This window comes from Ferrovibrio sp. (assembly GCF_002796975.1).
Taxonomy (GTDB): Bacteria; Pseudomonadota; Alphaproteobacteria; order Ferrovibrionales; family Ferrovibrionaceae; genus Ferrovibrio.
On sequence record NZ_PEKV01000010.1, the window covers coordinates 51,989 to 76,847 of the forward strand.

General features: G+C 64.4%; 18 protein-coding genes. 8 read left to right on the forward strand and 10 right to left on the reverse strand.

Annotated features, from left to right (window positions below; all coding sequences use genetic code 11):
• The 5 genes from CTR53_RS12195 to CTR53_RS12215 form a co-directional block, all read right to left on the reverse strand.
• Window positions 1–672 (reverse strand): tripartite tricarboxylate transporter substrate binding protein (locus CTR53_RS12195; RefSeq protein ID WP_290813524.1); only part of this gene is annotated, 672 nt, incomplete at its 3' end.
• Between the two features lie 56 nt (window positions 673–728).
• Entirely contained in the window at window positions 729–1,613 is an 885-nt protein-coding gene (locus tag CTR53_RS12200; RefSeq protein WP_290813527.1) for a 3-keto-5-aminohexanoate cleavage protein, read from the reverse strand.
• A 138-nt stretch (window positions 1,614–1,751) separates the two neighbouring features.
• Window positions 1,752–2,828: a substrate-binding domain-containing protein gene (locus tag CTR53_RS12205; protein ID WP_290813530.1), complete on the reverse strand. Its 1,077-nt coding sequence runs from the start codon at window positions 2,826–2,828 to the stop codon at window positions 1,752–1,754.
• Window positions 2,829–2,972: 144 nt separating this feature from the next.
• The gene (locus CTR53_RS12210) at window positions 2,973–3,098 is read right to left on the reverse strand and encodes a hypothetical protein (RefSeq protein ID WP_290813533.1); all 126 of its coding nucleotides are present in this window, start codon (window positions 3,096–3,098) and stop codon (window positions 2,973–2,975) included.
• 10 nt (window positions 3,099–3,108) lie between these two features.
• On the reverse strand, window positions 3,109–4,536 hold the full coding sequence (locus CTR53_RS12215) for an OFA family MFS transporter (protein ID WP_290813536.1): 1,428 nt from the start codon (window positions 4,534–4,536) through the stop codon (window positions 3,109–3,111).
• 234 nt (window positions 4,537–4,770) lie between these two features.
• Between CTR53_RS12215 and CTR53_RS12220 the strand changes: the two genes are divergently transcribed.
• From CTR53_RS12220 to CTR53_RS12245, 6 genes are all read left to right on the forward strand, one after another.
• Window positions 4,771–5,802 (forward strand): nitronate monooxygenase, encoded by a 1,032-nt coding sequence (locus tag CTR53_RS12220; RefSeq protein ID WP_290813539.1) that lies wholly within the window; start codon window positions 4,771–4,773, stop codon window positions 5,800–5,802.
• Between the two features lie 102 nt (window positions 5,803–5,904).
• Window positions 5,905–6,540: a GTP cyclohydrolase I FolE gene (gene folE, locus CTR53_RS12225; RefSeq protein WP_290813541.1), complete on the forward strand. Its 636-nt coding sequence runs from the start codon at window positions 5,905–5,907 to the stop codon at window positions 6,538–6,540.
• A 5-nt stretch (window positions 6,541–6,545) separates the two neighbouring features.
• Window positions 6,546–7,274, forward strand: coding sequence for an RNA polymerase sigma factor (locus CTR53_RS12230; RefSeq protein WP_290813544.1), 729 nt, complete (start codon window positions 6,546–6,548; stop codon window positions 7,272–7,274).
• Between the two features lie 135 nt (window positions 7,275–7,409).
• Window positions 7,410–8,621: a hypothetical protein gene (locus CTR53_RS12235; protein WP_290813548.1), complete on the forward strand. Its 1,212-nt coding sequence runs from the start codon at window positions 7,410–7,412 to the stop codon at window positions 8,619–8,621.
• Complete coding sequence (locus CTR53_RS12240; RefSeq protein WP_290813551.1) at window positions 8,618–10,954, forward strand: MFS transporter; 2,337 nt, start codon at window positions 8,618–8,620, stop codon at window positions 10,952–10,954. The genes CTR53_RS12235 and CTR53_RS12240 overlap by 4 nt, the downstream gene beginning before the upstream one ends.
• Entirely contained in the window at window positions 10,951–12,162 is a 1,212-nt protein-coding gene (locus CTR53_RS12245) for an ABC transporter substrate binding protein (protein ID WP_290813553.1), read from the forward strand. The genes CTR53_RS12240 and CTR53_RS12245 overlap by 4 nt, the downstream gene beginning before the upstream one ends.
• Here the strand turns inward: CTR53_RS12245 and CTR53_RS12250 are convergent.
• A complete protein-coding gene (locus tag CTR53_RS12250) occupies window positions 12,159–14,336 on the reverse strand; it encodes an adenylate/guanylate cyclase domain-containing protein (RefSeq protein ID WP_290813556.1) in 2,178 nt (725 codons plus the stop codon). The two genes, CTR53_RS12245 and CTR53_RS12250, sit on opposite strands and share 4 nt — an antisense overlap.
• Window positions 14,337–14,855: 519 nt before the next feature.
• Here CTR53_RS12250 and CTR53_RS12255 point away from each other — a divergent pair.
• Window positions 14,856–15,569 carry a response regulator transcription factor gene (locus tag CTR53_RS12255; protein WP_290813558.1) on the forward strand — a complete coding sequence of 238 codons (714 nt, stop codon included), beginning with the start codon at window positions 14,856–14,858 and terminating at the stop codon, window positions 15,567–15,569.
• 108 nt (window positions 15,570–15,677) lie between these two features.
• Here the strand turns inward: CTR53_RS12255 and CTR53_RS12260 are convergent, their stop codons facing one another.
• From CTR53_RS12260 to CTR53_RS12270, 3 genes are all read right to left on the reverse strand, one after another.
• A complete protein-coding gene (locus CTR53_RS12260; protein ID WP_290813561.1) occupies window positions 15,678–18,092 on the reverse strand; it encodes a tectonin domain-containing protein in 2,415 nt (804 codons plus the stop codon).
• A gap of 26 nt (window positions 18,093–18,118) precedes the next feature.
• Window positions 18,119–20,017, reverse strand: a complete 1,899-nt coding sequence (locus CTR53_RS12265; RefSeq protein ID WP_290813564.1) for a hypothetical protein — start codon at window positions 20,015–20,017, stop codon at window positions 18,119–18,121.
• A 156-nt stretch (window positions 20,018–20,173) separates the two neighbouring features.
• The gene (locus CTR53_RS12270; protein ID WP_290813567.1) at window positions 20,174–23,419 is read right to left on the reverse strand and encodes a DM9 repeat-containing protein; all 3,246 of its coding nucleotides are present in this window, start codon (window positions 23,417–23,419) and stop codon (window positions 20,174–20,176) included.
• A gap of 126 nt (window positions 23,420–23,545) precedes the next feature.
• On the opposite strand from CTR53_RS12270, the gene CTR53_RS12275 reads away from it, so the two are divergent.
• Window positions 23,546–24,454, forward strand: a complete 909-nt coding sequence (locus CTR53_RS12275; protein WP_290813570.1) for a winged helix-turn-helix domain-containing protein — start codon at window positions 23,546–23,548, stop codon at window positions 24,452–24,454.
• A 47-nt stretch (window positions 24,455–24,501) separates the two neighbouring features.
• Here CTR53_RS12275 and CTR53_RS12280 read toward each other — a convergent pair whose 3' ends face one another.
• Complete coding sequence (locus CTR53_RS12280) at window positions 24,502–24,648, reverse strand: hypothetical protein (RefSeq protein WP_290813572.1); 147 nt, start codon at window positions 24,646–24,648, stop codon at window positions 24,502–24,504.
• Window positions 24,649–24,859: the final 211 nt, after the last annotated feature.

Sequence of the window (24,859 nt, forward strand, 5' to 3'; positions counted from 1 at the left end):
GGTCACCGCCAGCGCCTGCAGCTTGTTCTCCTTCACCTGCGGCACATACGTGGGCATGAAATCGACCGAGAGATCGACCTGCCCGCCCAGCAGATCGGTCATCAGCGGCATGGTGCCGCGATAGGCCACCGGCGTCATCGTCACGCCGGTGAACTGCTGCACCAGTTCGGCCGTGATATGGCCGAGCGTGCCGTTGCCCGGATTGCCGACAGTCACCTTGCCAGGATTCGCCTTGGCATAGGCGATCAGCTCGGCAAAGGTCTTGGCCGGGAAACCGAGCCGCGTGGTGATCATCAGCGGCGAACGGGCCACCAGGATGACCGGCGTGAAATCCTTTTCCGAGTCGTAGGTCAGGCCCTTGTACATCAGCTTGTTCATCGCGATCGGCGAGGGCGTGCCGAACAGGAATGTGTAGCCGTCGGGCTTGGACTTGGCGACGGCGGCACCGCCGATATTGCCGCCCGCGCCGGTGCGGTTCTCGACAATGAAGGGCTTGCCGAGCTTGTCGCTCAGTTCGGACGCCGTGGCGCGCGCCAGGAAATCGACCGCAGAGCCGGCCGGGAACGGCACGATCACGGTGACCGGGCGATCCGGCCAGGCCTGTGCCGCGGCATCGCGGCCGGGTGAGAGCAGAAGTGCGAGACCCATCAGGGCAAGAGCGAGCAGACGCATGTTTCCTCCGCGTGGTGCTGGTGTTTTCCGCGACTGTTTTTCGTTGGTGTGGTCGATCATGGCGATACCGGCAGCGACAGCATCTCACGGGCCTGCTGCGCCGTCGCGATCTCACCGCCGAGGGCTTCGACAATGCGGCGCGCCTTGGCCACCATGGCAGCATTGGACTCGGCCAGCACGCCCTTCTCCAGGAAGATGGCATCCTCCAGCCCGACGCGGACATGGCCGCCGGCCAGATAGGACTGCGCCACCATCGGAAAGCAGGAACGGCCGGTGCCGAACGCGGTCCAGGCAGTGCCCGGCGGCAACAGGCTGCGCGCATAGAGCACGGTTTCGGGCGACGGCTGGAAGCCGTATTTCACGCCCATCACCACGGAACACAGGAGCGGGCCTTTCAGGGTGCCATCGGCGACAAGGTCGCGGCAGAGCGCAATGTCGCCGGAATCGAACAGTTCGATTTCGGGCTTCACACCGGCGCCGTTGATCACGGCCGCCATGCGCCGGACATTCTCCGGCGTGTTGATCACCACCTGCTTGCCGGAATTCATGGTGTTGAGATCGAGCGTGGCGATATCGGGTTTCAGTTGGGCGATATGCGTGACGCGATCTTCCGGTCGCATCAGCGTGGTGCCGGGCGCCGCCACTTTCGGATCGTCGGGGCTGGGGACAAAACGCCCGCCCGGCCCGGTGGTGAGGTTGATGATCAGTTGCTTGTTCTTCGCCCGGATACGCTCGACCGCCTCGCGGTAATGCCCGATCTCCATCGAGGGCCGGCCGCTCTGCGGATCGCGCACATGGATATGCACGGCGGCGGCACCGGCCTCGGCGGCGCCCAGCGAAGCTTCGGCAATCTGCACGGGCGTGATCGGCAGATGCGGCGTCATCTCCGGCGTCGTCTGATTGCCGGTCACGGCGCATGTGATGATGACGCGCGATTGCATCGGTGGCCCCGCTCCTCCCTCTGGATGCTGCCCTCCTGCGAGGACATTGGTTGCCGAGGGTTCTACAATAGAAGGGGGGCAGCGGCGCGCGTCACCTCCTGCCGTTCCACGATACGGAATGGTTTTCCGGCAGGCGCTCTAGGTATGGGCGCTCAGAAAGGCCTGCAATGGCCGCACCACGCCGGCATCGGTGACCGTGAAGCCCGGCAGCGTCTCCATCGAAGCGCGGTATTCCTTGTCCCGGATGATGCCGATCAGCCGCTGCACCGAGGGTGAACGGAGTTCCGGCTCGCGGCAGACGAAGAAACAGTCTTCCGTCACCAGGTGGACGAAATCCAGGCTGAACTGGACCGCTGCCGCCCGCACCCCGAAACCCGCATCCGCCATGTCGCGGGCGACATTCGCCGCCACGGCGGCATGCGTCGTCTCGACGCGCTGGTAGCCCGCGATCAGACGGCCGTCGATCTTGCTTTGCGCCAGCAGGTTGTCGAACAGCAGACGGGTTCCCGAACCCTGATCGCGATTCACGATCGAGATGCCCTCGCTGCGCAGGGCTTCGAGGTCAAGGATCTGCTTCGGATTGCCCTGCTTGACCATCAGGCCGATCTGGCGCGTTGCCAGGCCGATGGACTGAAACAGCTTGGGATCGAGCAGCGATTTGAAAGAGGCTGCCGCCCGCTTGCGCAGCGAACCGTGCGGCAGGTGTACCGCGGCAATCTCGCATTCGCGCGCCGCCAGCGATTCCAGCGCGGCCTGGTTCGACATGTAGCGCAGGTCGATCTGCACCTCCGGCTCCTGTGCCAGCAGATCGCCGACCCGCGAGATCGCGAAGCCATGATAGGCATGCATGCGGATCCGCGGCGGTATATGCGGCACCAGGCTGGCGAGTTCGGCTTCGAGTTCGCGGGCGATATTGTGCAGCTGCGGTCCGAGCCGCGCCCGCAGATGCTGGTCGGCCCAGACCAGTTTGCTGCCCAGCGGCGTCAGCTGCGTGCCCCTGCCGCGATGCCGGGTGACCAGCGGCTCGCCGAAGAACGACGCCCATTTGTCGACCAGATTCCAGGCATGGCGATACGACATCCCGGCCTGATCGGCAGCCGATGCCAGGGTTCCGGCCATCTGGATTTCACTCAGGAAGCTGATCACCACGCGCATCGACAGCGGCGAGGTTTCGCTGGTGAAATTCCACGTCGATTCAATATTGATCCGAACCATTCGGGTCGTTTTCCTGGGTCAGGCCGAGCCCAACCTCAGCGTAAACAACATGGAACTGCAAGGAATACGTCGGAAATATCCCTGCCCGGCACAGCCGGAGAGAGATGTCGCCGGCCGGGGCCGGCCGGCGACACCGTATCTCTGCTACTGGAACAGCTTCACGGCATTGAGCAGCGTCTGGAATACCCCGCCGAGCAGCGGGATTCCGACAAAGGCCCAGGCCAGGAAGACCCTGAACGGGTGCGTGGTGTTGGCAGCTTCATTCTGCATGATGTGTCTCCTATGCCCGCGCCGCGGCGGTTCTTGGATCCGCCGGCACGTCGCCCTCTGCCTTCATGTGATAGCGCGCGTCGACCGCTTTCACGAAGTAGTTGCAGATGAAGCCGATCACCAGCAACCCGGCCATGATGTACATGGTCGTGTTATAGGCCTGGGCTTTCGGCACACCGTGGGTGACGTTGTACTCGCGGATGTAGTTGATCAGCACCGGGCCGGCGATGCCTGCCGCCGACCAGGCCGTCAGCAGGATGCCATGGATGGCGCCGACATACCGCGTGCCGAACATATCGCGCAGATAGGCCGGCACGGTGGCAAAGCCGCCGCCATACATGCTGACGATCACCAGGAAGCAGCAGACGAACAGCACCACATTTCCGGTGCCGCCGGCATAAGGCACGGTGATGTAGAGGACAAAGCCGAGCGTCATGAACACGAAATAGGTGTTCCGGCGTCCGATATAGTCCGATACCGAGGCCCAGCTGAAGCGACCGCCCATGTTGAACAGGCTCATCAGGCCGACCAGGCCTGCCGCGGCCACCACGGTGATGCGGCCGGGGAACATTTCCTGGCTCATCGCCGAGGCCTGGCCCAGCACGCCGATACCGGCCGTGGTATTCAGGAACAGCACGACCCAGATCAGCCAGAACTGCGGCGTCTTGACCGCGTCGTAAACGAATACGTCGTTCTTGGTGATCATCTTTGTGGCGGCCGAGGGCGCAACATAGCCCTTCGGCTTCCAGCCGGGCGCTGGAACGCGCACGATGGCGGCACCCACCATCATGAACACGAAATACGCACAGCCCAGCACGATGAAGGTTTTCAGCACGCCGACATCGCTGCCGGTCGCGAACTTGCCCATGAGCCAGACCGACAGCGGCGAAGCGACCAGCGCGCCGCCGCCGAAGCCCATGATCGCCATGCCCGTCGCCATGCCTGGCCGATCCGGGAACCATTTCATCAATGTCGAGACCGGCGAGATATAACCGATGCCGAGTGCGCATCCGCCGACGATGCCGTATCCGAAATAGATGACCCAGAGATTGTGGATATGGATGCCGAAGGCGGAGATCAGGAAACCTGAGGCCCAGCACATGCCGGCGGTGAACATGGCGCGGCGCGGGCCGCCCTCTTCCACCCAGCGACCGAACAGCGCCGCCGAGATACCGAGGATCACCATCGAAATCGAGAAGATCCAGCCCAGCTCGGTCAGCTTCCAGTCATCGGGCGTCGACTGGCTGACGCCGAGCAGGCGCGTCATCGGCAGGTTGAACACGCTGAATGCATAAGCCTGACCGATGCACAGATGCACGCAAAGCGCGGCCGGTGGCACCATCCAGCGATTGAACCCGGGTTTCGCAACGGTACGTTCGCGATCCAGGAATCCGAACAGGGATCCTGACCCTGCTTTGGTCTCTTCCATGGTAGTCATCAGTTTCCTCCCAGAAACGGTGTGATGATGGCTATCGTTGAGGGGACTGCTGTTTGGCCTGCGCCGTCGCCGTCTTCTGCTTTGTGAGAACCGCCACGATCTCGCGTAGATTCGCGTGTTTTCGCAATATGAAATCAGATGCCGATTTGGATATGCACTCATGTGCATATTTGGACAACGCGACAACCGGCGCAGAATGGGTGCGCACTCCGATCCTGCTTCAGAGGAGCAACCATGATGCGCGAGCCTTTTCTGCAGACACCGATTTGCTCACTGCTGCAATGCCGTTACCCCATCCTGCAGGCCGGCATGGGTGGCGTGGCGCGCGCCGAGCTGGTGTCGGCCGTCTCCAAGACTGGCGGTTACGGCTTTCTCGGCATGGTGCGTGAATCGCCCGAACTGATCGCGCAGCAGATCGACCTGGTCCGGCGCAACACCAACCAGCCCTTCGGCGTGAATCTGATTCCGCTGGCGACGCGGCCCGATCTGTTCAAGGCCGAGCTGGATGTCTGCCTCGCCAAGCGGGTCCATGCGATGTGCTTCTTCTGGGGCGTGGATGCGGCGGCGGTGGCGCAGGCCAAGGCGGCAGGCTGCATCGTGCTGTATCAGGTCGGCTCGGTGGCCGATGCCATCGCCGCCGAGGCTGCGGGCGCCGACATCATCATCGCGCAGGGTTTCGAGGCCGGCGGACATGTGCATGGCACGGTGTCGTCGCTGGTGCTGGTGCCGCAGATCGCCAGCCGCGTCAGAATCCCGGTCGTGGCATCCGGCGGATTCGCCTCGGGCGAAAGCCTGGTGGCCGCTCTCGCCCTCGGTGCACAGGGCATTCATTGCGGCACGGCGTTTCTGGCCACGCGCGAATCCTTCGCCCATGACGTCCACAAGTCGGCGATTGCCGCCGCCGGCTCCGACGACACCGTCTACACCGATGTCTTTGCCATCAACTGGCCGGCCGGTTCGCCGGTCCGCGTGCTGCGCAACGCCCTGACCGACGAGCTTGGCCCGGAACTGCTCGGCCACGATCCCGACGAGATGCCATGGGACGAGATTGCCAGCGAGGACGGCCGGCCGATCTATCGCTTCAGCACCGACTCGCCGCTGCGCAACATGACCGGCGCACTCGACGAACTCGCGCTGTTCGCCGGCCAGGTGTCCGGGCTGATCGACGACATCCCGAGCGCCGGCGAGCGCCTCTCCGGCATTGTCAGCACCGCGGAACGGGCGCTGCGCCGGCTGCAGCAGGCCGCGGTGCCAGCCGCCGCCTGAAGCTGGATTTCACCGGCGGGTTTCACCGACGATACCGGCCCGGGAACCTTTGGCGCTGGCGCGCATCCAATCGGCATAGACGCCTTTCAGGAGCCGCTACCGATGAACAGCCTTGTCCCCCCGCTGATGATGCCCGAGATGATGCCCGACATGGATACCGCGCGCCCGACGCCGTCGGAAGCCGAGGCCGCCGTGCGCACACTGATCCGCTTCGCCGGCGACGACCCGTCGCGCGAAGGGCTGGCAGACACGCCGGCCCGCGTCGTGCGCGCCTATGCGGAATGGTTCGGCGGCTATCAGCTCGACCCGATTGCGCTGCTGAGCCGCACCTTTGGCGAGTCTGGCGGCTATGACGAGCCGGTGGAGCTGCGCAATATTCCGGTCCATTCGGTCTGCGAGCATCATATGGCGCCTATTCAGGGTCTGGCGCATGTGGCGTATATTCCGACCGACCGGGTGGTCGGCATTTCGAAACTGGCGCGCGTGGTCGATGCCTGCGCCCGGCGGTTGCAGATCCAGGAGCGTCTGACCGATGACATTGCCTCGGCGATCGACAAGGCCCTCAAACCGCGCGGCGTCGCCGTCGTGATCGAGGCCGACCATGCCTGCATGACCTCGCGCGGCGTATCTGCCGCCGGCACGCGCATGGTCACCAGGCGGATGCTCGGCCTGTTCGGCGCGGATGCAGCCCTGCGCCGGGAATTCCTGTCGTCGCTGACATTGACATCCGAACGGTAGAAGTCATGGCGACAGCACCGTTACGATCCAGCGCGCAGACGATCCGGGCGGATATCGACGACCGCAGCCTCGTCGACCTCGCGATCGGCGGCAGCGAGGCCGCGATCCGCCATATCATCCAGCGCTACAACCGGCGGCTGTTCCGGGTCGCCCGCGCCGTCCTGCGCAACGACGCGGAGGCCGAAGAGGTGGTGCAGGAAGCCTATCTCCGCGCCTTCAGCCGGATGCAGGACTTCAGGGGCGAAGCCAGTCTCGCCACCTGGCTGACGCGCATTGCGCTGAACGAGGCGCTCGGGCGTCTGCGCCGCCGCAGGCCCGCGCGCGACTTCAACGACCTGATCGCCTCAGCCAGCAATGACGAAAAGGCCGACATCATGCTGCTGCGCCCGGCCGCCACACCCGAAGCCGACCTGTCGCGCCAGGAAATCCGGCGCCTGCTCGAACAGGTGATCGACACGCTGCCGGAGCCTTTCCGCATCGTCTTCATCATGCGCGACATCGAGGAGATGAGCATCGAGGATGTCGCCCGGCAGCTAGCGATCAAACCGGAAACCGTGAAGACGCGGCTGCATCGTGCGCGGCGGCTGATTCGCGCCACCCTGCGGGAGCAGTTCGCTTCGGCTTTCTCCGAACTCTTCCCGTTCGACGGGATGCGCTGCACCGGGATCACCGAGCAGGTGATCGGCCAGCTGCGCAGCCGCAGGATTCTGCCGCCCGCCGAAGCGCCGAACTGACCCGGGCCCCGCGACGCGCCCCATGGCGCGGCGGCCCGAATCCTGCTACTTTGCAGCGCCTGATTTTTAAGCGATTTTCCGCCGGCCCAGCGGCCGGAAGATAACGTTTTAAACTGCATTATGGGGAATGGCGTTGTGGTGGGGATAGACGGGGCTGCGCCGCAGTCTGAAGCTGGAAGACTGGCTGAAGCGACAAAGCTGACCGGCAGCGTTTTCGAGTACCTGAGCGCAGGCCTGCCGCGACTGCGCGATACGTTGCGGATCGCCGTCCTCTATAACGGCGATCGCCAGAGCCCCGGCGCCGTCATCCACCAGACCCACAATCCACGCTCCGAGAAATCCTATCGCCCGGTCGCCGAGGACATCGCCGGCGCGCTGCGGGACAACGGCTTCCGGCATGTGCTGCTGCTGCCGGACGACATGACGCTGGCCGCACGGCTGCGTCAGGAGTCCGTCGATATTGCCTGGCTCAATACCGCCGGCGTGCAGGGCTACGATGCCGTCGCGCATACGCCGTCGCTGCTGGAGATGGCAGGGATTCCATATGTCGGCCATCGCCCGTTGCTGGCGGTCACGCTGGACAACAAGCAGGTCTTCAAGCGCGAATGTGCCGGCCTCGGTTTACCCACGCCGGCCTTCATGGTGTGGGACGGCGTGTGGGGCAAACTGGATCCGGAGAACGAGCCGCGTTTCCAGAGTGCCTTCCGCGGCTATCGCGGGTCGTTCGTGGTCAAGCCGGTCACCGGCCGCGCCTCGCAGCATGTGCATTTCGTGCCGGACTATGCCGGCCTGACCGCTGCCGTGGATGAGGTGTATCGCCGCACGCTGAACCAGGTGCTGGTCGAGACATTTGTCGGCGGGCGCGAATACTGCGTTGCAGTCGGCGGCAAGGTCGTCTCCCGCGGCGGCCAGCTGGAGCAACTGGAGCAGCCGCTGGTCTTCTCGGCGCTGGAACGCCTGCTGGAGCCGGACGAGGCGATCTTCACCTCGATGGATGTGCGCCCGATCACGCAGGATCGCACGCGATTGCTGGGTCCGGCGGATGGCGCGATTTACGACGAACTGGTCCGGCTGGCACGTGCGGTCCGTGGCGAGTTCCAGCTGCGCGCGCTGGTGCGCCTCGATGTGCGTGCCGACGGCGACGGCCGCCTCCATATCCTCGAAGCCAATCCCAAGCCGGACCTGAAACGCCCGGATGGCAAACAGACCAGCCTGGTTTGCATCGGTCTCGGCGCCCATGGCATGAGCTATGAAGACCTGATCCTCTCACAGCTGGTCGACCGGCTTGAGCATTATCTGCGCAACCGCCCGGCGGCCGTGCGTCATATCGCGGAACGGCTTTTGTGAGTTTCGCGGATCGCGCCCGCAACGGTCTGATCATGCTGGCCATGGCAGCCCTGTCGCTTGGCCTGCTGGTCTATGTCGGATGGAGCGAGGCCAGGCGGACCTATGCGCATTTCCAGGTCGACAAGATGGTGGCGCAGGGCGAACTGGTGCTGACCGCGATGGACACCTACCTGCGCGCGGGGCTTCCAATCGGGCAGTTTCCCGGCTTCCGGCAGATTGCAGACTCGATTCGTGAGTCCGATCCGGCCATCGCCGCGATTGCCATCCATGATCTGAACGGCCGCACAACCTTCCTGGCGGGCGATGCTGCCACCCCGCGCCTGTCCGGCAATGCGACTGCGGACCGGTTCCAGGTCTATGAGACCGACGACTGGCTGCAGGTCGCGCTGCCGCTGCGCAATCGCTTCGAAACCATCGGCGAGCTGCGGCTCACCATGCCGCGCGCTGCCGTGACGGGCAGTGTGAACGCGCATCTGCCGCGGCTTGTCGCATTGGCGACCGGCCTCGCGCTGCTGTTCGGCCTGTTCGCTTTCCGGTTTGCGGCGCGGACAAAAGACAGCGGCCTGTCCTGGATTGGCGCGGGTTACCTGCTGACCTTCGTCGTCGCCACGGTCGCCGTGGTGATCAGCCTGCTCAGTCTCTACGAGGATGGCGCCCAGGCGAAGGCCAAGGCGCTTGCCAGTTCACTGGCGCAAAGGCTCGAACCGGTATTGGCTTATGGCCTGCGCGTGGAGGATTTCGAGGGCCTGGACCGGATGTTGCTGCGCTATCGCCAGCTCAATCCCGATATCAAGGCCGTAACGATCACCCTGAACGATACGGTGGTTGTCAGCAGCGAACCGGCCGCGACCGGACAGGTATGGCGAAGCGATGCAGAGGCTTACGAATATGTCGTCCCCATCGCGCACGACCCCATCGCGCACGGCCCCGGCGCGAACGGCCCCGGCGCGAACGAAATCCGCGTGATCGTCGCACTGCCGGTCGCGATCGTGTCGAATGCCGTACTGCACGGCGTCAGGAATTTTGCCGCGCTGTTTGTCGGCACCGCGCTGATCGCCTCGCTCATGCTCGGTGTGGCGCATGCCCTGGGGGCGCGCAACAGCCAGGCCGACATACGACGGCTGGCGCTGATCCGGCCGGTCTTCTTCATCTCTATATTCTGCGAATACCTGCCGGCGAGTTTCTGGCCGCAGCTGCTGCGGAACGCCGCCGCGGACTCCAGCCTCGGCCAGAATGCGGCCTCCCTAGCCTTCGCCGTCTATTTTGCGGTTTTCCTGCTGTCGCTGCTGCCGACCAGCGCCTGGGTCAACCGCCGCGGCCCGCGCAATGCCATTGTCTGCGGCGCCCTGCTGGTCGGCCTGGCCAGCCTGCTGCCCGCACTGCTCGCCGATTTTCCGATCCTGCTGCTTGCGCGTGCCATCGCCGGGCTGGGACAGGGCGTTCTGTTCATTGCCGTGCAGGCCGCGGTTCTGGCCAGCGTTCCGCCCGGTGAGCGTACCCGCGCCGCTGCTGTCATCGTCTTCGGCTTCAATGCCGGCATGATTTCAGGTGCCGCCATCGGCTCCCTGCTGGTCAACGACCTTTCCGCCAACGGCGTCTTCGCGATCGGCGCCATCACGGCAGGCCTGCTGGCGGTCTATGCCGCTTATTCCGCGGCAGCGCTGCCGGTCAATGCCGCCACCGGCGCCGGCTTCCGACAGATGCTGCGCGATATCCCGCAGGCTTTTGCCAGCCTGGGCTTCCTGCGTGCGCTGCTGCTGATCGGTGCGCCCTCGAAGGCGCTGCTGACCGGCGCCATCGGCTTCGCCACGCCGCTGCTGCTGAGCGGACTGGGCTGGGCTGCCGAGGATATCGGCCAGGTCATCATGCTCTATGCCGCCGGCGTCTTGCTGTGCAGCGGGCCGATGGCCCGCTTTGTCGACCGCACCGGCCGCAGCAGCGCGACCCTGCTGGCCGGAGGGCTGATCTCGGCCATCAGCCTGTTCGCACTCGGCAGCGCCGGCCTCTGGTCCCTGTCGCCGCTTTTCGAGACCGGCATGATCGTCGGCGGCGTCTTCCTGCTCGGCCTGGCGCATGGCTGCATCAACGCGCCGATCATCACCTATATCGGCACGACCGGCGCCGCCCGGCAACTCGGCGTGAATGGCGCGACGGCGCTGTATCGCATGGTGGAGCGCGTCGGACATGCCCTCGGGCCGGTCCTGGCCGGACAGCTGCTGCTGCTGACCTCGAACAGCCCCGCGGCCTGGCTGTGGATGGGCGGCATCATGCTGGCCTGCACCCTGCTGTTCGCGCTCCCCACGCGGATGTCACAGCGAGGCGCAGCGGAATGATCCGCGTCGCGACCGTTATTCGCCTGCTGGCGATTTGCATGGCATTGCTGCTGGCCATGCCGGCCGCGGCATCGACATCCGACGACGCCCTGCGCGACGTCGCGGCGTGGTTCGCGGTCGATGACAAGGCACTCGATCACTGGCTGCCGTCTGCCCCCGGCGCCGCGGACGATCGGCGTATATTGCTGCAACGCAAGTCAGCGGCAGACGGACCCCTGCAGCGCGTGATGGTGATCTATCCACGCAAATCCACGGCCTATGATGTCGCGATGTCGACAATGCTGCACGACTTCGCGGCGCGACAGCTGAATCTGGAAATCCTGGCAGTCAATTTCGCGCGCGATCCGCAGCGCGGCGCCTCGCTGATCGCCGAGGCGCGCCGCGAGGGTTATGCCCTGGTCTATGCTATGGGGTCGGAGACCGCGGAATGGCTGTATCAGGATCATCGCGACATCGACATTCCCGTGGTGACTGTCTGCGCCAAGGATCCGGTGCAGCTCGGGCAGATGCCGGATTACGACCGGGGCAGCGGCAACAGCTTTGCCTTTACCTCGCTGAATGTGCTGCTCGATGTGCAGATCGGCTATCTGCGCGAGCTGAAGCCGCAGCTGAAGAACGTTGCTATCCTGGTTGACGAGAAGAATACCAGCGCGGTGACGACGCAGGCGCGCCCAATTGCCGAGGCGTTGCAACGGCAGGGCATCCAGGCGCTGAAAGTGGCGGTGACAAATCCGGCACAGGCGAAAGAGCAGCTGGCGACCCTGGTACCGGCGGCAGTGGACGAGATGCGCCGCAGCGATCCCGCTCTGGAGCAGAGCGTGTTCTGGGTCACGGGTTCAACCAGCGTCTTCTCCGAGATCGCCACGATCAATGCGCAGAGCGGCAAGGTGCCGGTGCTTGCCGTGGTGCCGGAGGTCGTACAGGCCGGCACGGACAGCGCAGTCCTGTCGATCGGCGTCAGTTTTGAGTCGAATGCTCAGCTGGCGGCGCTGTATGGCGTCGACATCCTGACCGGAAAAAGCCGACCGGCGAGCATGAAAGTCGGTGTGGTGTCGCCGCCGGATATCGCCATCAATTTCCTGCGCGCGCGCGAGATCGGCCTGAAAATCCCGTTCTCGTTCTTCGAGGCGGCGACTTTTGTCTTCGATGCCGATGGCAGGCCGGCGCGGATTCGCGGGCAGACCGTCTCCCGACAGCCCGGCGGCTAACTGCCGCTCTTGCCGGTATCCTGCTCCGGCCTTGAAGCAGCCAGCACGGGATGCTTCGGCTCGGCGGCAATGCGCTGCTCGGCGCGGGCCAGGAAAACCTCCGACGGCGCATCGCTGCCGCGCATCTGGATCACCAGGCGGAACTGCTGCGCCGCCTCGTGCCAGCGACCGGCGGCGTAGAAATCCAGCCCCTTCTCGAACAGCGCGATCCATTCGAAGCCGGCCGGAACCTGGCCGTTCTCGTCGCGCATGGCGAGCAACTCATAGACGGCAATGGCAGTCTCGCGACCGCGGACCTTCACCGAATCCAGACGCCGGGTGACGATATCGTAGCGCGCCAGTTCCCAGGTGTTCTGGCTGATCAGGATGGTACTGCCGAATTCCTTGTTCATGCCTTCCAGGCGGGACGCCAGATTCACCGGATCGCCGATCACGGTGTAGTTCAGGCGTTCGGCGCTGCCGATATTGCCGACCACCATGCGGCCGGTGGTGAGGCCGATGCGCAGCTTCAGCTCCGGCAGGCCGCGGCGTGCCCAGTCGTCGCGCAGGGCTGCCATCCCGGCGGCGCAGTCCAGCGCTGCGCGGCAGACCAGCGTCGGATGATCTTCGTCGTAATTGGGCGCGCCCCAGAAGGCCATCACGGCATCGCCGATGAATTTGTCGATGGTGCCGCGCTGGCCCTCGATAGCACTGCTCATGGCGCCGAAATATTCGCCGAGCAGCGGCACGATGCGGTGCCCAAGCCGCTCCGAGGTCGAGGTGAAGCCCTCGAGGTCCATGAACATGACTGACATGTTACGGCGTTCGCCGCCCAGTTCGGCCACCACGCCCTGATCCACCAGGGTCTTCACCAGATCGGCCGAGAGATAGCGGCGGAAGGAACCAAGGCCGCGGCTCATCTGCTCGATCGAGGCCGACAGCGCGTCGATCTCGATCAGCGGGCTGGAGACGCGCTGCACCTGATCCAGATCGAAATGTGCGATCTTGCGCGTTTCACCGATGAGGCGCTGCAGCGGTGCAATGAACAGATAGCGCGACAGGATAATGGCCATCAGGCTGACCAGCAGCACGGCGCCGAGCACCGCCAGCAACACGCGATAATAGTTTGCCTCGATCGGGCCCATGAAAGCCGCTTCGGGAATGATCGTGCCGATGACCCAGCCGCTGCGCTCGGACGGCGCCAGGGTCAGGAAATAGCGTGCGCCGGTCGCATCGCGCGTGATGAGCTGCCTGGCTTCAGTGAGCGTTTCCAGCTTCAGGCCGGCCTGCTGGATGCCGGCATTCGCCAGCTGCAGCATCGGGTGATAGCTGTTGGCCAGCGGTTTCAGTTCCGGCAGGTTTGAGGTCAGCGACGGCTGCGTGACTTCGCGCGCATCCGGAAACGCCACCAGGTTGCCGGCCTGGTTGATGATGAAGGCCGAGCCCGAACGCAGCGAGGTCAGGTTTGCCAGATACTGCGAGATCCGCTCGAGTTCGATGGCGATGGAGATTACACCGGTCAGCTCACCGGCATGATTTTCCAGAGTGACCGCGGTATTCAGGCCGGGCTTGCGGCTGACGTCGAAGACATAGATGTCGGTCCAGATATGCTGGCCGGGCCGGGCCGCCGCCAGACGGTACCAGGAGCGGGTGGGCGCATAATAGTCGGAAACGCGGTATTTCGTCGTCGTGTAGGTGATCTGCTCGCCGTCGTTGACGTAAGAATCCTCGACGCGTTCGGCTTCCTGGCGTTCCGGCGACCAGCGGCTCTCGGCAATGCGCAGGCTGACGTCGTCGATCCGCTGCGCGCCGTAGAAATCGCCATTCGGCTTGCCGAAACTGACCCAGGAGAAATGCCTGTTCGCCTTGAGCAGCGCGAAGAACAGCCGGTCGCGGCTGCGCTTGTCCTCCAGATCGATCGCGCCGTCATACAGCGCATCGTGCAAAGCGGCCTGGGCGGCGGTCGCGGATTCGAAAATGCTGGAGACTTCCCGGTTCACGCCGGAGACGATCTCGGTATTCAGCTGCTGCGCCATCACCGCGACATTGTCGCGGCTGACAAACAGCCAGGGCAGATGCACCGCGGCGGCCGTGAAGAAGACAGTCAGCAGGGAGATGACGATGAGGCTGACCTTCAGCGAAACGCGGAAGCGCCCGCGCATGGTCGTCGTCTCAGACCCGGCCTGAACCGTCACGCTGCGCCCTTCCCCCATGGATTTCATCGCCTCTGTTGCCGGCAATGGCCGAATTTGGCCATGATCGGCCGGCAGGATAGCGCGATAAGTGTTGATGTAACGTGAAAAGCTCTCTGGGCGGACGGCTTCGGCGCCGCACGAACGGCGACAACACCCCCATGGCAAAGATCCGTGTGCGGCAGACACAACCATGCATTCATTGTGGAGGTCGGAGAACAATTCTCAGATGACGCGACGGTGCGATGAGAACGCTGGATGCATTTTATACAAATTTTACTATTCCCGATGCCCCAACTACACTCTTTCTAGTTGTTTTCCTTCAATAATTCTATTGTGCGACACTGGCGGACCTGAAATATCGTCCGTATGGACATCTTTCTTTCATCACCCCCCGAACCCGCCTTCCCAAGCTCCACCCCCACAGATCCCCTACGGGCCGCCTCTCGACCTGAGGTACGGCCTATCCAGGATCGCATCCACGACCTTTGGGACGCACTGGCCGATTTCGATGCCGCGCGCATGGAAGAGGCACGCACCCACCTGCTCACCGGCATCTGCGGCCTGATCGGCGCGCAGAATGCCGTCTGGATCGGCGCGGTTCGGCTGGGGGACCCGCAACCGGAAGACCCGGTCAAGGGCTGGCGACCGCGCGCCATCCGCCAGCTCCGCCCGACCGAGGCAATCAAGGAGAAGGCCAAGGAGCAGGCCGATATGCTGGAAGCGGGCGAAGTGGACGTCACCACCTTCCGCAATGTCGCACTGGCCGGGCAATACCGCGTCAACCGCCTGGTCGAGCTGGCGCCGGAAGGCTGGTTCGAGAGCGACTACTATCGTGTCTTCTATCTGGGCGCCGGCTATCGCGACGCGATCTGGGCCGGCATTCCCCTCAACGAGGATGCCGAAACCTACTTCGGCTTCTATCGCAATATCGACCACCCGCCCTTCGACATGGCAGATCGCGATATCGTCGCCTATGCCCTGCGCAGCCTGCGCTGGTTCTATCGCCTGCAGATGCTCGGCGAAGGACTCAGCGTGGCCTCCGCTCCACTTACGCCGACCGAGCGTCGCATTCTCCAGGGACTGCTGCAGGGGTTGACGGAAAAACAGATCGCCGCCGCGGTGGGGCAGAGCCCACACACGACCCATGATCATGTGAAACGAATCTTCCGCAAATACGGTGTCAGCAGCCGCAATGCACTCATGGCGCTCTGGCTTGGGCGCACCCCTCCCTGAACAGTCGGGCTAACTTCCGGCGCTCTTGACGGGCATGCGCTGCCTCGTCTCTCGATTCACGCGGCTGTCATTGTCGGCGCGGTGTCGATTGCGATCGCGCGCATTCGCCTATTTTGTCCTGAACAGTCTTCCGCTTGCGGAGGTATACAGGAACCACGGGCGCCCATCGGGCCCTACGGCAACGCGATCGGCGTTGCGATTCGTCGCGTCAAATCTCTGGGTCGTGGCGTTCCAGCGCCGCAGCAGCGACGGCGAATCCTCGTCGGTACTGAACACCGAGCCGTCTGCGCCGGCGCCGATGTCGCTGGCGGTGCGCGTGCTCACCGACTGGCGCACGACGAACTTCTGTCCATCCCACTCGCGAATGGCACGATCGCTGTCGAGAACCCACACGTCGCCGGACACACCGACGGCTACCCTGCCCCACGTCCCGCTGGCCAGCTTCTTGAACGAATTCTCCGTTGACAGTTTGCGGAAGATCCCCCCGAACGCCGTGACGTAGACCGTTCCGTCGCTGCCCACCGCAATCGAGCTTTGGCAAATGCCAAACGCCGCAGTGCAACTCGTCGGCACTCCGCTCAGGTTGAAGGTGTCGAAGCCCGATGTGGAGGAGGTCGTCTTCTGGCGAAAAACCTGGCTATTGGCAATCGCCCACAGGCGGCCCTGCGAATCCGTGGACACGTCGCTGGGCGTCATGGGGGGCCGCGGCGCATAGTCCGTGAAGGTTTCCGTTTTCTGGTTGAATTTCCTAATCCACTCCCCACCGTCGCAGATGACAAGGACCGTTCCGTCAGAGCCCACCGATACGTCGTCCGTCACGGCACAGCCAGGTTCGTAACTCTCGACCTGCAGATTTCGGGTGAAGGTGAAGCCTGACTGCGTGGCAACGGGTGAGACCGTCTCGACCGCGCCTGTGCCGACCGTCGGCGCCGTCGTGGCAATCGCCGTATTGCGGTCCTGGCTTTCGTCACGTTCGAAGAACGCCGAGGCCAGTATCTTGCCGCCCGAGGTGACGATCCATGGGCGATCGCGCGGGCCGACGGCAACCCAGGCCGCGTCGAAACCCGGTACCGGAATTTCCTGCCAGTTGTTGGCCGAGAAATCCCAGCGCAGGAGTTTGTTGTCGGTGCTGGTCGCAAATACGCTGCCGCCTGGACCGATAGATAAGCTTTTGCCCTGTCGCGGCAGGCGCTGACAGGGATTGACATCACAGCGGTACATCGAACCGTCCGCCCGGATGGTCCATGGCTGGCCCTGCGCATTCACCGCGACCGTCAGGCCCCGTCCCGGGATCGTCTCGTAAAGTCCGCCCGCTGTGCGCCGGCGCAGCGTCTCGTCGGCCACCGAAACGATGACCGTGCTGTCGAGACCGATGCCGAGGTTGGCGGCCGTGCCCGGGACCTGCACCCAGTCGGCGCCATCATGGCGGAAGATACGCGCCAGCGTGTTCACGCCCCATGGATTTCCGGCGGGGTCCATCGCGATATGGACCAGCGCGCCGGGAAACGGCTCGAAGCGGCGGAATGTGTTGCTCCAGCGGATCAGTCGTCCGTCCATCGCGAAGCCGAAAACGCTGCCCTCGCGTCCGATTGCCAGACGCGCCGCTGTCGCCAGGGTATCGACGAAGACGATCGGCTCGGTGCTCGGGATGTCGGCGACCGGGGGCGCCGTGCGCTGCGTCCGCCCGCGCGCGCTCTGCTCGCTCGGACCGGCGGCGCCGGGCCGCGCCTGCACCGCCCGCGGCGCCTGTGTCGCGAACATGTCGGATGCGGCAATCGTCCCTGTGCGGGTGAATACCCATGGTTTGTCCCCCGGCCCGACGACGACACCTTCAAGGTCGGTCGCGCCGGGCACCGGCTGCCAGATGCCCGCCGTTTCGCTCCACACCTGCAGCGTGCCTTCGGTGTTCACGGCAAAGAGGGTTCTGCCCGGGCCGAAGGCGATGTCGCGCACACGCCCCGCAACGCCGACCCATGCGTTCGTGGCACGGTCGAAGCGCTGCACCGTGCCATCGCGCGCAATGGCCCACGGCGCTCCGTCCGGATCGACGGTCAGACGGGCTGCAGTTCCCGGAAAGGCTGCCCATGCCTGTGTCTGCGCGTTCCAGCGCGCGAGCGTACCATCAGTTCGCACGAGGTAGAGTTCGCCCCGGAAATTTCCGGCGATGTCGGCGCCGCGCTCGTCGCCCACCTGCTCCCACCACATACCGTTGTGACGAAAGATCTTGCCGTCGCCGGCGACGCCCCACGGCCGCCCGTTCTCTCCGATCGTGATCCGCGCGAGCTCGCCGGGAATGGGGCTCCAGTAGCGCCCATCGGCCTGCCACCGCCACACATGCCGATCGCGACCGACCGCGAACACCTCACCCGACGGCGTGATCGCGAGATCCGCGGCGCTTCCCGGCAAGGCCGCCCAGGTATACGTACGCTGCACCTGGATCGCCGGCTGCTGCTGCGACACGGCGGAGAACGGCACCGTCAGGCTGACGAGGGTGATGAACGCGATTGCGATGAGGTGCCGCATGATCAAGCCTGTTTACGGATGGATTTCTATCCCCGGACGCGATCCAGGATTTCACCCACCTTTTCCTGCACGTCTCCGCGGCGAAGCCAACTCTCTCCTTCGATGTCGCCGGTGCGGAACTCGTTGTTGAAGTCACCGCTTTCCAGCCGATCCATCACGTCGTTGAAGGTCTTGCGCGGAACGAACCATTGCTGCTGGCGGCGCTCGAACTTCTCGAGCGAACGCTCGAATTCGCTGAGCCGCTCTGCATCGGCGCGTGCGTCTTCCGGCGAGCGGGTACCGTATTGCGGCCGACGGGGCGTGAGCAGGATCAGGATCGAGCGCTCGAACTCACGCTTGACCTGGCGGTTGAAGAACAGATTGAGGCCCGGAATATCCTTGAGCCCCGGCACACCGTCCGAGCCTCCCGAATTCTCGCGCTCGGACAGACCGCCCAAGATCAAGGTCTCACCGAACTTCATGGCGACGGTCGAGTTGACGATGGTCTTGGTGGTGTCGAGGCGGAACTGGAACAGCACCGACTGACTGGGATCGGTGAGGAACGTGCGCTCGGCAATGACCTGGAGCCGGATCATGTTGTCAGGCAGAAATTCGGGTACGACGCGCAGTTTCACGCCGACCTCTTTCTGGATCGAGACAGAGTCGCCCTGCCCGCCCGAGACGGCGGCTGCGGCGATGTCCACACCGGAGAAGAACTCCGACGCCTGTCCCGACAGCGCCACCAGGCTCGGTCGCGCCAGAATATGGCTTTGACCGGAGAGCGAATTGGCGATGTTGAGAGAATAGGTGACGGAGGGAATGCTGATCAGGCTGGTGATGGTTCTGGTATTCTCCGACAGGGTGGGGTCATCCAGATTCTTCAGGCTGTTACGGCCGAAGCTCAGTGCCGGCAACGGCCGCAACGGATCGCCGAATTGCAGTTGAAGTCCGCTCAAGAGATTGATGCCGCGGCTGTCGCGCCGGTCCTCCTCGATGCCGATCATGACGACATCTACCACCACCATATTGGCGTTGAAGAAACCCTGACTGCCGAACTGTCCACCCGGTGCGCCGAAACCGCTCTGGCCGGGAAATCCGCTCTGCCCCGGAAAGCCGCCGAGCGGCGCGGGGAAGACCGGCTGGACGGGAATGGCCGGCGGCGCGCCGAAGCCGGTCTGGCCGGGAAAGCTCGGCGTCGGCGGCTGCGCGAAGCCGGGCGTCGGTGGCGTCGAGAAGCTTGGCGGGAACTGTGCAAGCTCGATCTGCTTCTGCGTCCCGGCGCTGCCGCCCTGGGCCGCCTCGTCGTACGCCATCGCCCAGGCGTCAAGACGACGGCCGAGGGTGCGCACATGGTTGGCGTTCGTCTCGCTCGACTGATACGCCGCGAAGTAGGTTCGCGCGTCGCTGCGCTGGTCGAGCGCCGCCTTGGTGACTGACAGTGCCTTGAGTATGCGCGGCTTGCTCGCGCGCTCAGGGGCGAGCTTCTTGAAACCGTTCAAGGCAGCGTCCGCGGTACGCGGATCGCCCGCGTAGTAGGCGGCACGTGCCAGATCGTACAGCACTTCGGGGTCGTCCGGCCGCACGGTGGCGGCACGCAGCAGCGCATCCTCGGCAAGGCCGAACTTGCGCTGGTCGAGATAGGCGAGACCCAGGAAGTACTCGGCGGTCCAGTTCGTGGAATCGAACTTGAGCGCCAGCCGATAGCCTTCCTCGGCCAGGGGGAATTTCGATTCGTCACCCTGCGCGGCCATCATGTGGTAGGCGAAGCCGTTCAGGAACTGCAGCTCCGAGCGAGTGATTTCCAGCTTGAGTGCGAGGTTGAACTGCCGCGAGGCTTCCTCGTACCTGCCATCTCGCAGCGCCATCATGCCATCGCGCACCGCGCGCCGTGCGATGGTGTCGGCGGCACTGCCGGGTATCGCGGAGGCTGTGCCGAAGCCACTCATTTGACGCGAGCTGCTGCTGAAACCCAGCCCATCGGTTTGACACCCGGCCAGGCTCAGCGCAGCCACGCACGCGCCGGCTCCGAGCGCGGTTCGCAATCCCGCGCCACGCCGCATCGATTCCCCCATGATACCCCCTCTGCCTTACGCTCTACTTACTCAGGTCTTCGGCTTCCACACGTGGCCTTGCGCACAATTCGCCATCGTGATGATGGCGCCTGTCGTGCTCGCCGCCCCGTGGATGCCAAGGCAGGTACCCGTGGACTGGTTCCTGATCCGGCCATCCTGCTGCAGCGACCATTGCTGGGTGGCGCGCCGGGGATCGCAGGCCTGGAGTGCCGGACTCGCCCCGCTCGCGGCCACGTCCATGCAGGCATTGAGGCCGCCGTTTCGCAGTTCGCCGTTTTGCGCGACGAAGATCCACTGGGTCGAGTCCTCGTTGCACGGACGGATGCCGACGTAGTTGGCCGCATAACCGATGCACATGCCACGCGCCGACGAACTTTCGGGCTGCAACGCCTGCCCGACGGGCGTTCCGTTCAGCGCGGCAACGGCATGGGCCCGGATCTCGGCGGCCCCGGCCGCGGACGGCGGCGTCTCGGATCCCGTAGCGAGCGTCCAGTATCCCTGCACATTTCCCATGCCCTGCTCGCTCGCCGTCATGCGGGAAAAGTCCGGGGCCTGCCTGGCCGTCGCCAAAGCGGTTTGCAGCTTGGGGCGGGCCTGGGTGATGCTCTCCATTTTCTCGAACTCGGCCGTGATGATCTCCGTCGCAATGAAGATGATGATTTGCGGACCGGCGCTGGCGATCATTTTCATGGCGGCCATCGTCGCTTTGGTACCGGCCTTCTTCGCCGTAACAATGGCCGCCTTGGTGCTATTCTTGACCATAACTTTCGTCAGGTCTTCACCGGCCTTCAGCGCGACCTTCTGTGCGAATTTTATGCCGGATTGCTTGGCGACCTGGGTCGCGTACGGCGCCAGCTTCGTGAACGCGCCCCCGAGCATGGCCATGGTATAGCCGGTGCTGGCAACGCCGCTCGCCGTCATACCCACAATCAGGCCCACATGGCCGATCTCCTCGAAATCCGGCGGCGCTACGCCGGTGTCGAGCAGCGCAACCATGTTGCCGGCGGTCTGGTTCCGCTGCTGCCTCCAGTAGGTGTCCGCCTGGGCCCATGCCTCGTAGGCCAGTAGCGCGTCCTGCGCGGTATAGGTCCGTCGCGCGACGATGTACCTGCCGAAGCTTTGGAGCAGCTCCTTCTGCGCCGGCGTGGCCACGGAGGGCTGCGCGATTGCGTCCAGGAGCTTCGCGAACAGGACCGCTTTGAGAACCGCGCTGTCCTGCGGTGCCCTGGCGATCTCCTCCCAGACCTCGCGCCGCACCGTGGCGACCGGCGTGTTGGTGTTTTTGGCCAGTTCGGCGATTGCGATCTCAATGCCATTCCGCTCGCGCAGGATCTCCAGCGTCGCGGCCTCGGCCCCTTGCAGCCGGAACAGGCCCGGCTCGTCGTAGGGCGCCGTAGACCAGCGGAACCCGTCCGGAGCGCTGCAGGCGTTGGCATCCTTCACGGAGTACACCGTCCGCTTCGCGCCGGTCGGACAGGACCAGCACGTGCCGCTGTTCGCCGCGCCGGGATTTCCCCTGACCAGGTTCCTGGCCCGCAGCGCCGAGAGTTCTGCGTTCGATACGCCGATCAGATCGAAGTGCTGCCCGGACGGGCAGGTCAGCGCGGCCTGGAATGTCGCGCGCGCAAACTCCATGCGCGGATCCTTCTCGCATGCCTGCGGGCCCGTGACGTCATGGACGGTGCGATCCCACGCCTCCGCGCATTTGTAGCAGCCGCCGCCGGTGCGGGTATCCTGCTGCCCGGGAATCTTCAGGTCGTGAATCTCGCCAGCTTCGCACTGGGCTCTTTTGACGACCGATGCGCGGGCGATCTGGGCCGACAGCGAACGCGAGCAGGCTTCGCCGCTGTTGATATGGTTGCCGGTACGGTTGTACCCGCTGGGGCAAGACCAGCAGCTGCCGCCGTCCCAACCATCGTGGAACTGGCCACTCGAGCACTCGTGCGGCCAGATCGTGCGCTTCTGGCGGATGGCCGACTTCAGATCGTCGCGCGCCGGCCGGACGCATGCATCCCCTGCATCGATATGGGCGATGGTGCGTTCGTAGCCGGACGGACAGCTCCAGCATTCGCCGCCACGGATCGGATCGTGGAACGACCCCGGCGGGCAGAGCGGGCCCATATACCTGGCCGGGCCCAGCTCGCCGCGAGCATTGGGATCCCGGCGCGCGCAGGCCCGGGCCGTGTCGACGGCGGCAGTACTGCGTTCGTAGCCTTGCGGGCACGACCAGCACTGCCACAGACCGACATCGAAGAACGATCCTGCCGGACACGAGCCGCGCGCCGGCCCCTCGTAGGTCGCGCCCATGGGATCACAAGGCGGCTGCGGCTTGCCATTGACGATGCCGCCGCACATCGGGCTGCTCCCGACCGGGTTGGACGGATAGCTGAACTGGGCGGCAGGCGTAACACTGGCGCCCGGCGTGTTGAGGATCACTGGGCCGCCGACCTTGACGTTAGGCTTCTGGTCCAGCTGGAGCTTGCTCGGGTCGCCGACTTGCAGGTTGCCCGAATTGGTGATGACCAGCTGGGGTTGCGGATCGGCGGCCGGCTTGGTCTCGATCTTGCCCGGGGTCACGATCACGCCTTGCTGGAATTGCGAGGTCTGGACCTGCGTCGATTGTTGCTGGGTTGCCTGCCGCTGCACGGGCTGGGCCGCGACCGGGGGGACCTGGCCGCCAGCCAACAGGTTCGGCAGCACCAGGACCTCGTATTTCTCGATCGTGATCTCCTTGCCGCCCCAGCCGATGTTGCACTTGCCGGCGACTTCCTTGCCGGAATGGATGCCGTCCTGCAACGCTGCGCGGCAGGGGCGCATTGCCTGCGCGCCTTCATTGCCGGCGACGAAAGACATCCTCGGGTCAATGCCTGCGGGTTCGCGCCAGACATCGGGAAACGAAGTCGCGTATTGCTGCGGCACCGAACGCGTCAGAATGTCGAAATCGGCGATGGCAAGCTCGCGACCGCCATAGCCGATATTGCATTTGCCAGCCCAGACCTTGCCGGGATGCAGGCCGCCCTGGTGGCGCGCCCGGCACAGCATCATGGCTTGCGCGCCGACCTGACCACCGATCACCGCACCAGCCAATCGCGGGTCACCCGGGGAGACGCCGTTGACCCACGCATAGGGTGTCATGCTGGCAATGCCGTCAGTGTAAGGAGCCCAGGTCCTGGGATCGGCCGAGGGTGTCTGTTGCTGCGCGGTCGCGCCCTGCATCACACCTGCAATGCCTGTGACAAGCAGCGCCGCTGCGATGACCGCCTTGTATCCGACCATAGACCCCCCTGTTCCGGGTGATGGCTAGATTCCCGGAAAGCATGCAAATCTAGAAAAATCCAGCGAGTGAGCGCGCGCAAAGGGAGGTCAAAAAAACATCAATTCAGAGTGTTGTTTGGGGGATCAATGCGTGTTTTTGAGTTCGGGCCGNNTTTTGAGTTCGGGCCGTATGCCGTGGATTTCGCCGAGCGTCGATTGACGCGCAATGGCGAACAGGTGCCTGTGGCCGGCAAGGTGCTTGAAATCCTGCAGGCGCTGGTCGAAGCCGAAGGCCGGCTAGTTACCCGCGAGGCGTTATATGCGCGTCTGTGGCCGGACGTGGTGGTCGAAGAGCGCAATCTCACCGTGCATATCTCGAGCCTGCGCAAGCTCCTCAACAATGGCGATTCAGTCGACTATATCGAAACGGTCCCCAAGGCCGGCTATCGCTTCACCGGCACGGTTAAGGCCAAAGCTCCAGCCGGCGGAGCGTCCACCGCTATCACACCCCTGACGCCTGCTACCGGCGAGACTCCTCCATCCAGACATCGGCGTCACGCCTGGGCCGCCGCAGCTGTACTCCTGGTCGCGGTCATGGGTGGCGGCTCGTGGATCGCCCACGGCGGATCGACTTGGCTGACCGAAAGCGAGCGCGAGATATTAATTACGGTAGCAGTCCTGCCGTTCGCCACTACGGGGCTCGATGCGACCGAAATTTATCTCGGTCTGGGAGTCGCCGACGCCATCATCACGCGTCTCAACGGCGTGTCTGGCATCGGTATGCGCCCACTGGGAGCGGTGCGCGAATTCTCCGGCACAACCGATCCCGTGGCAGCCGGCCGGAAGATGCAGGTGCATGCCGTATTGGACGGCCTGATCCAGCGCGAGGACGACCGGCTACGTGTCTCCGCCTATCTCACCGATACGGAAAGCGGCCTCGCGCGTTGGAGCGAAAGTTTCGAGCTGCCGCTGACCGGCATGTTCCAGCTTCAGGATACCGTTTCCATGCGTGTCGCTATGGCCCTGCCGCCACAAATTGCAAACTGGGGGCAATGAGCTAAGCCGCGTTCAGTTCTACTTTCTTCCGTCGGTACTGGCTCATCTTAGCCACCGCGCAAGGAGGATTGCTCGGCGGGCGACAGGCTGTCGCAAATGTACAGCGCCCCGATCGCGCAGGAGCCGCAAGGCTTCGGCAGCGCCACTTCGGAAGGATGCAGGGGTGAGAGGCTGTGGCGATCGACGGTGGTCATGATTCGAGAGAGACCGTATGGATCAGCCAGATCGGCTACAAATTACTGGCCAGCAGAGTATACGTGTCTTGCGGTACGCGCCGGACTCTCAGGACGATCTGACTCCTATGCGATCTGCTAACGGACGTCCGGCATCGGCGCGTCGATTACCGATCTCAATCTGAGGAATGTTGGAATCGCATTGGACGCGCGCAGAAAGCAAGACGACCTG

Excerpts from the sequence above, each read along its gene's own strand:
- CTR53_RS12200 (WP_290813527.1), bottom strand. The coding sequence starts at position 1,613 with ATGCAATCGCGCGTCATCATCACATGCGCCGTGACCGGCAATCAGACG.
- CTR53_RS12205 (WP_290813530.1), bottom strand. The coding sequence starts at position 2,828 with ATGGTTCGGATCAATATTGAATCGACGTGGAATTTCACCAGCGAAACC.
- CTR53_RS12210 (WP_290813533.1), bottom strand. The coding sequence starts at position 3,098 with ATGCAGAATGAAGCTGCCAACACCACGCACCCGTTCAGGGTCTTCCTG.
- CTR53_RS12215 (WP_290813536.1), bottom strand. The coding sequence starts at position 4,536 with ATGACTACCATGGAAGAGACCAAAGCAGGGTCAGGATCCCTGTTCGGA.
- CTR53_RS12220 (WP_290813539.1), top strand. The coding sequence starts at position 4,771 with ATGATGCGCGAGCCTTTTCTGCAGACACCGATTTGCTCACTGCTGCAA.
- folE (WP_290813541.1), top strand. The coding sequence starts at position 5,905 with ATGAACAGCCTTGTCCCCCCGCTGATGATGCCCGAGATGATGCCCGAC.
- CTR53_RS12230 (WP_290813544.1), top strand. The coding sequence starts at position 6,546 with ATGGCGACAGCACCGTTACGATCCAGCGCGCAGACGATCCGGGCGGAT.
- CTR53_RS12245 (WP_290813553.1), top strand. The coding sequence starts at position 10,951 with ATGATCCGCGTCGCGACCGTTATTCGCCTGCTGGCGATTTGCATGGCA.
- CTR53_RS12255 (WP_290813558.1), top strand. The coding sequence starts at position 14,856 with ATGGAAGAGGCACGCACCCACCTGCTCACCGGCATCTGCGGCCTGATC.
- CTR53_RS12260 (WP_290813561.1), bottom strand. The coding sequence starts at position 18,092 with ATGCGGCACCTCATCGCAATCGCGTTCATCACCCTCGTCAGCCTGACG.
- CTR53_RS12265 (WP_290813564.1), bottom strand. The coding sequence starts at position 20,017 with ATGAGTGGCTTCGGCACAGCCTCCGCGATACCCGGCAGTGCCGCCGAC.
- CTR53_RS12270 (WP_290813567.1), bottom strand. The coding sequence starts at position 23,419 with ATGGTCGGATACAAGGCGGTCATCGCAGCGGCGCTGCTTGTCACAGGC.
- CTR53_RS12280 (WP_290813572.1), bottom strand. The coding sequence starts at position 24,648 with ATGACCACCGTCGATCGCCACAGCCTCTCACCCCTGCATCCTTCCGAA.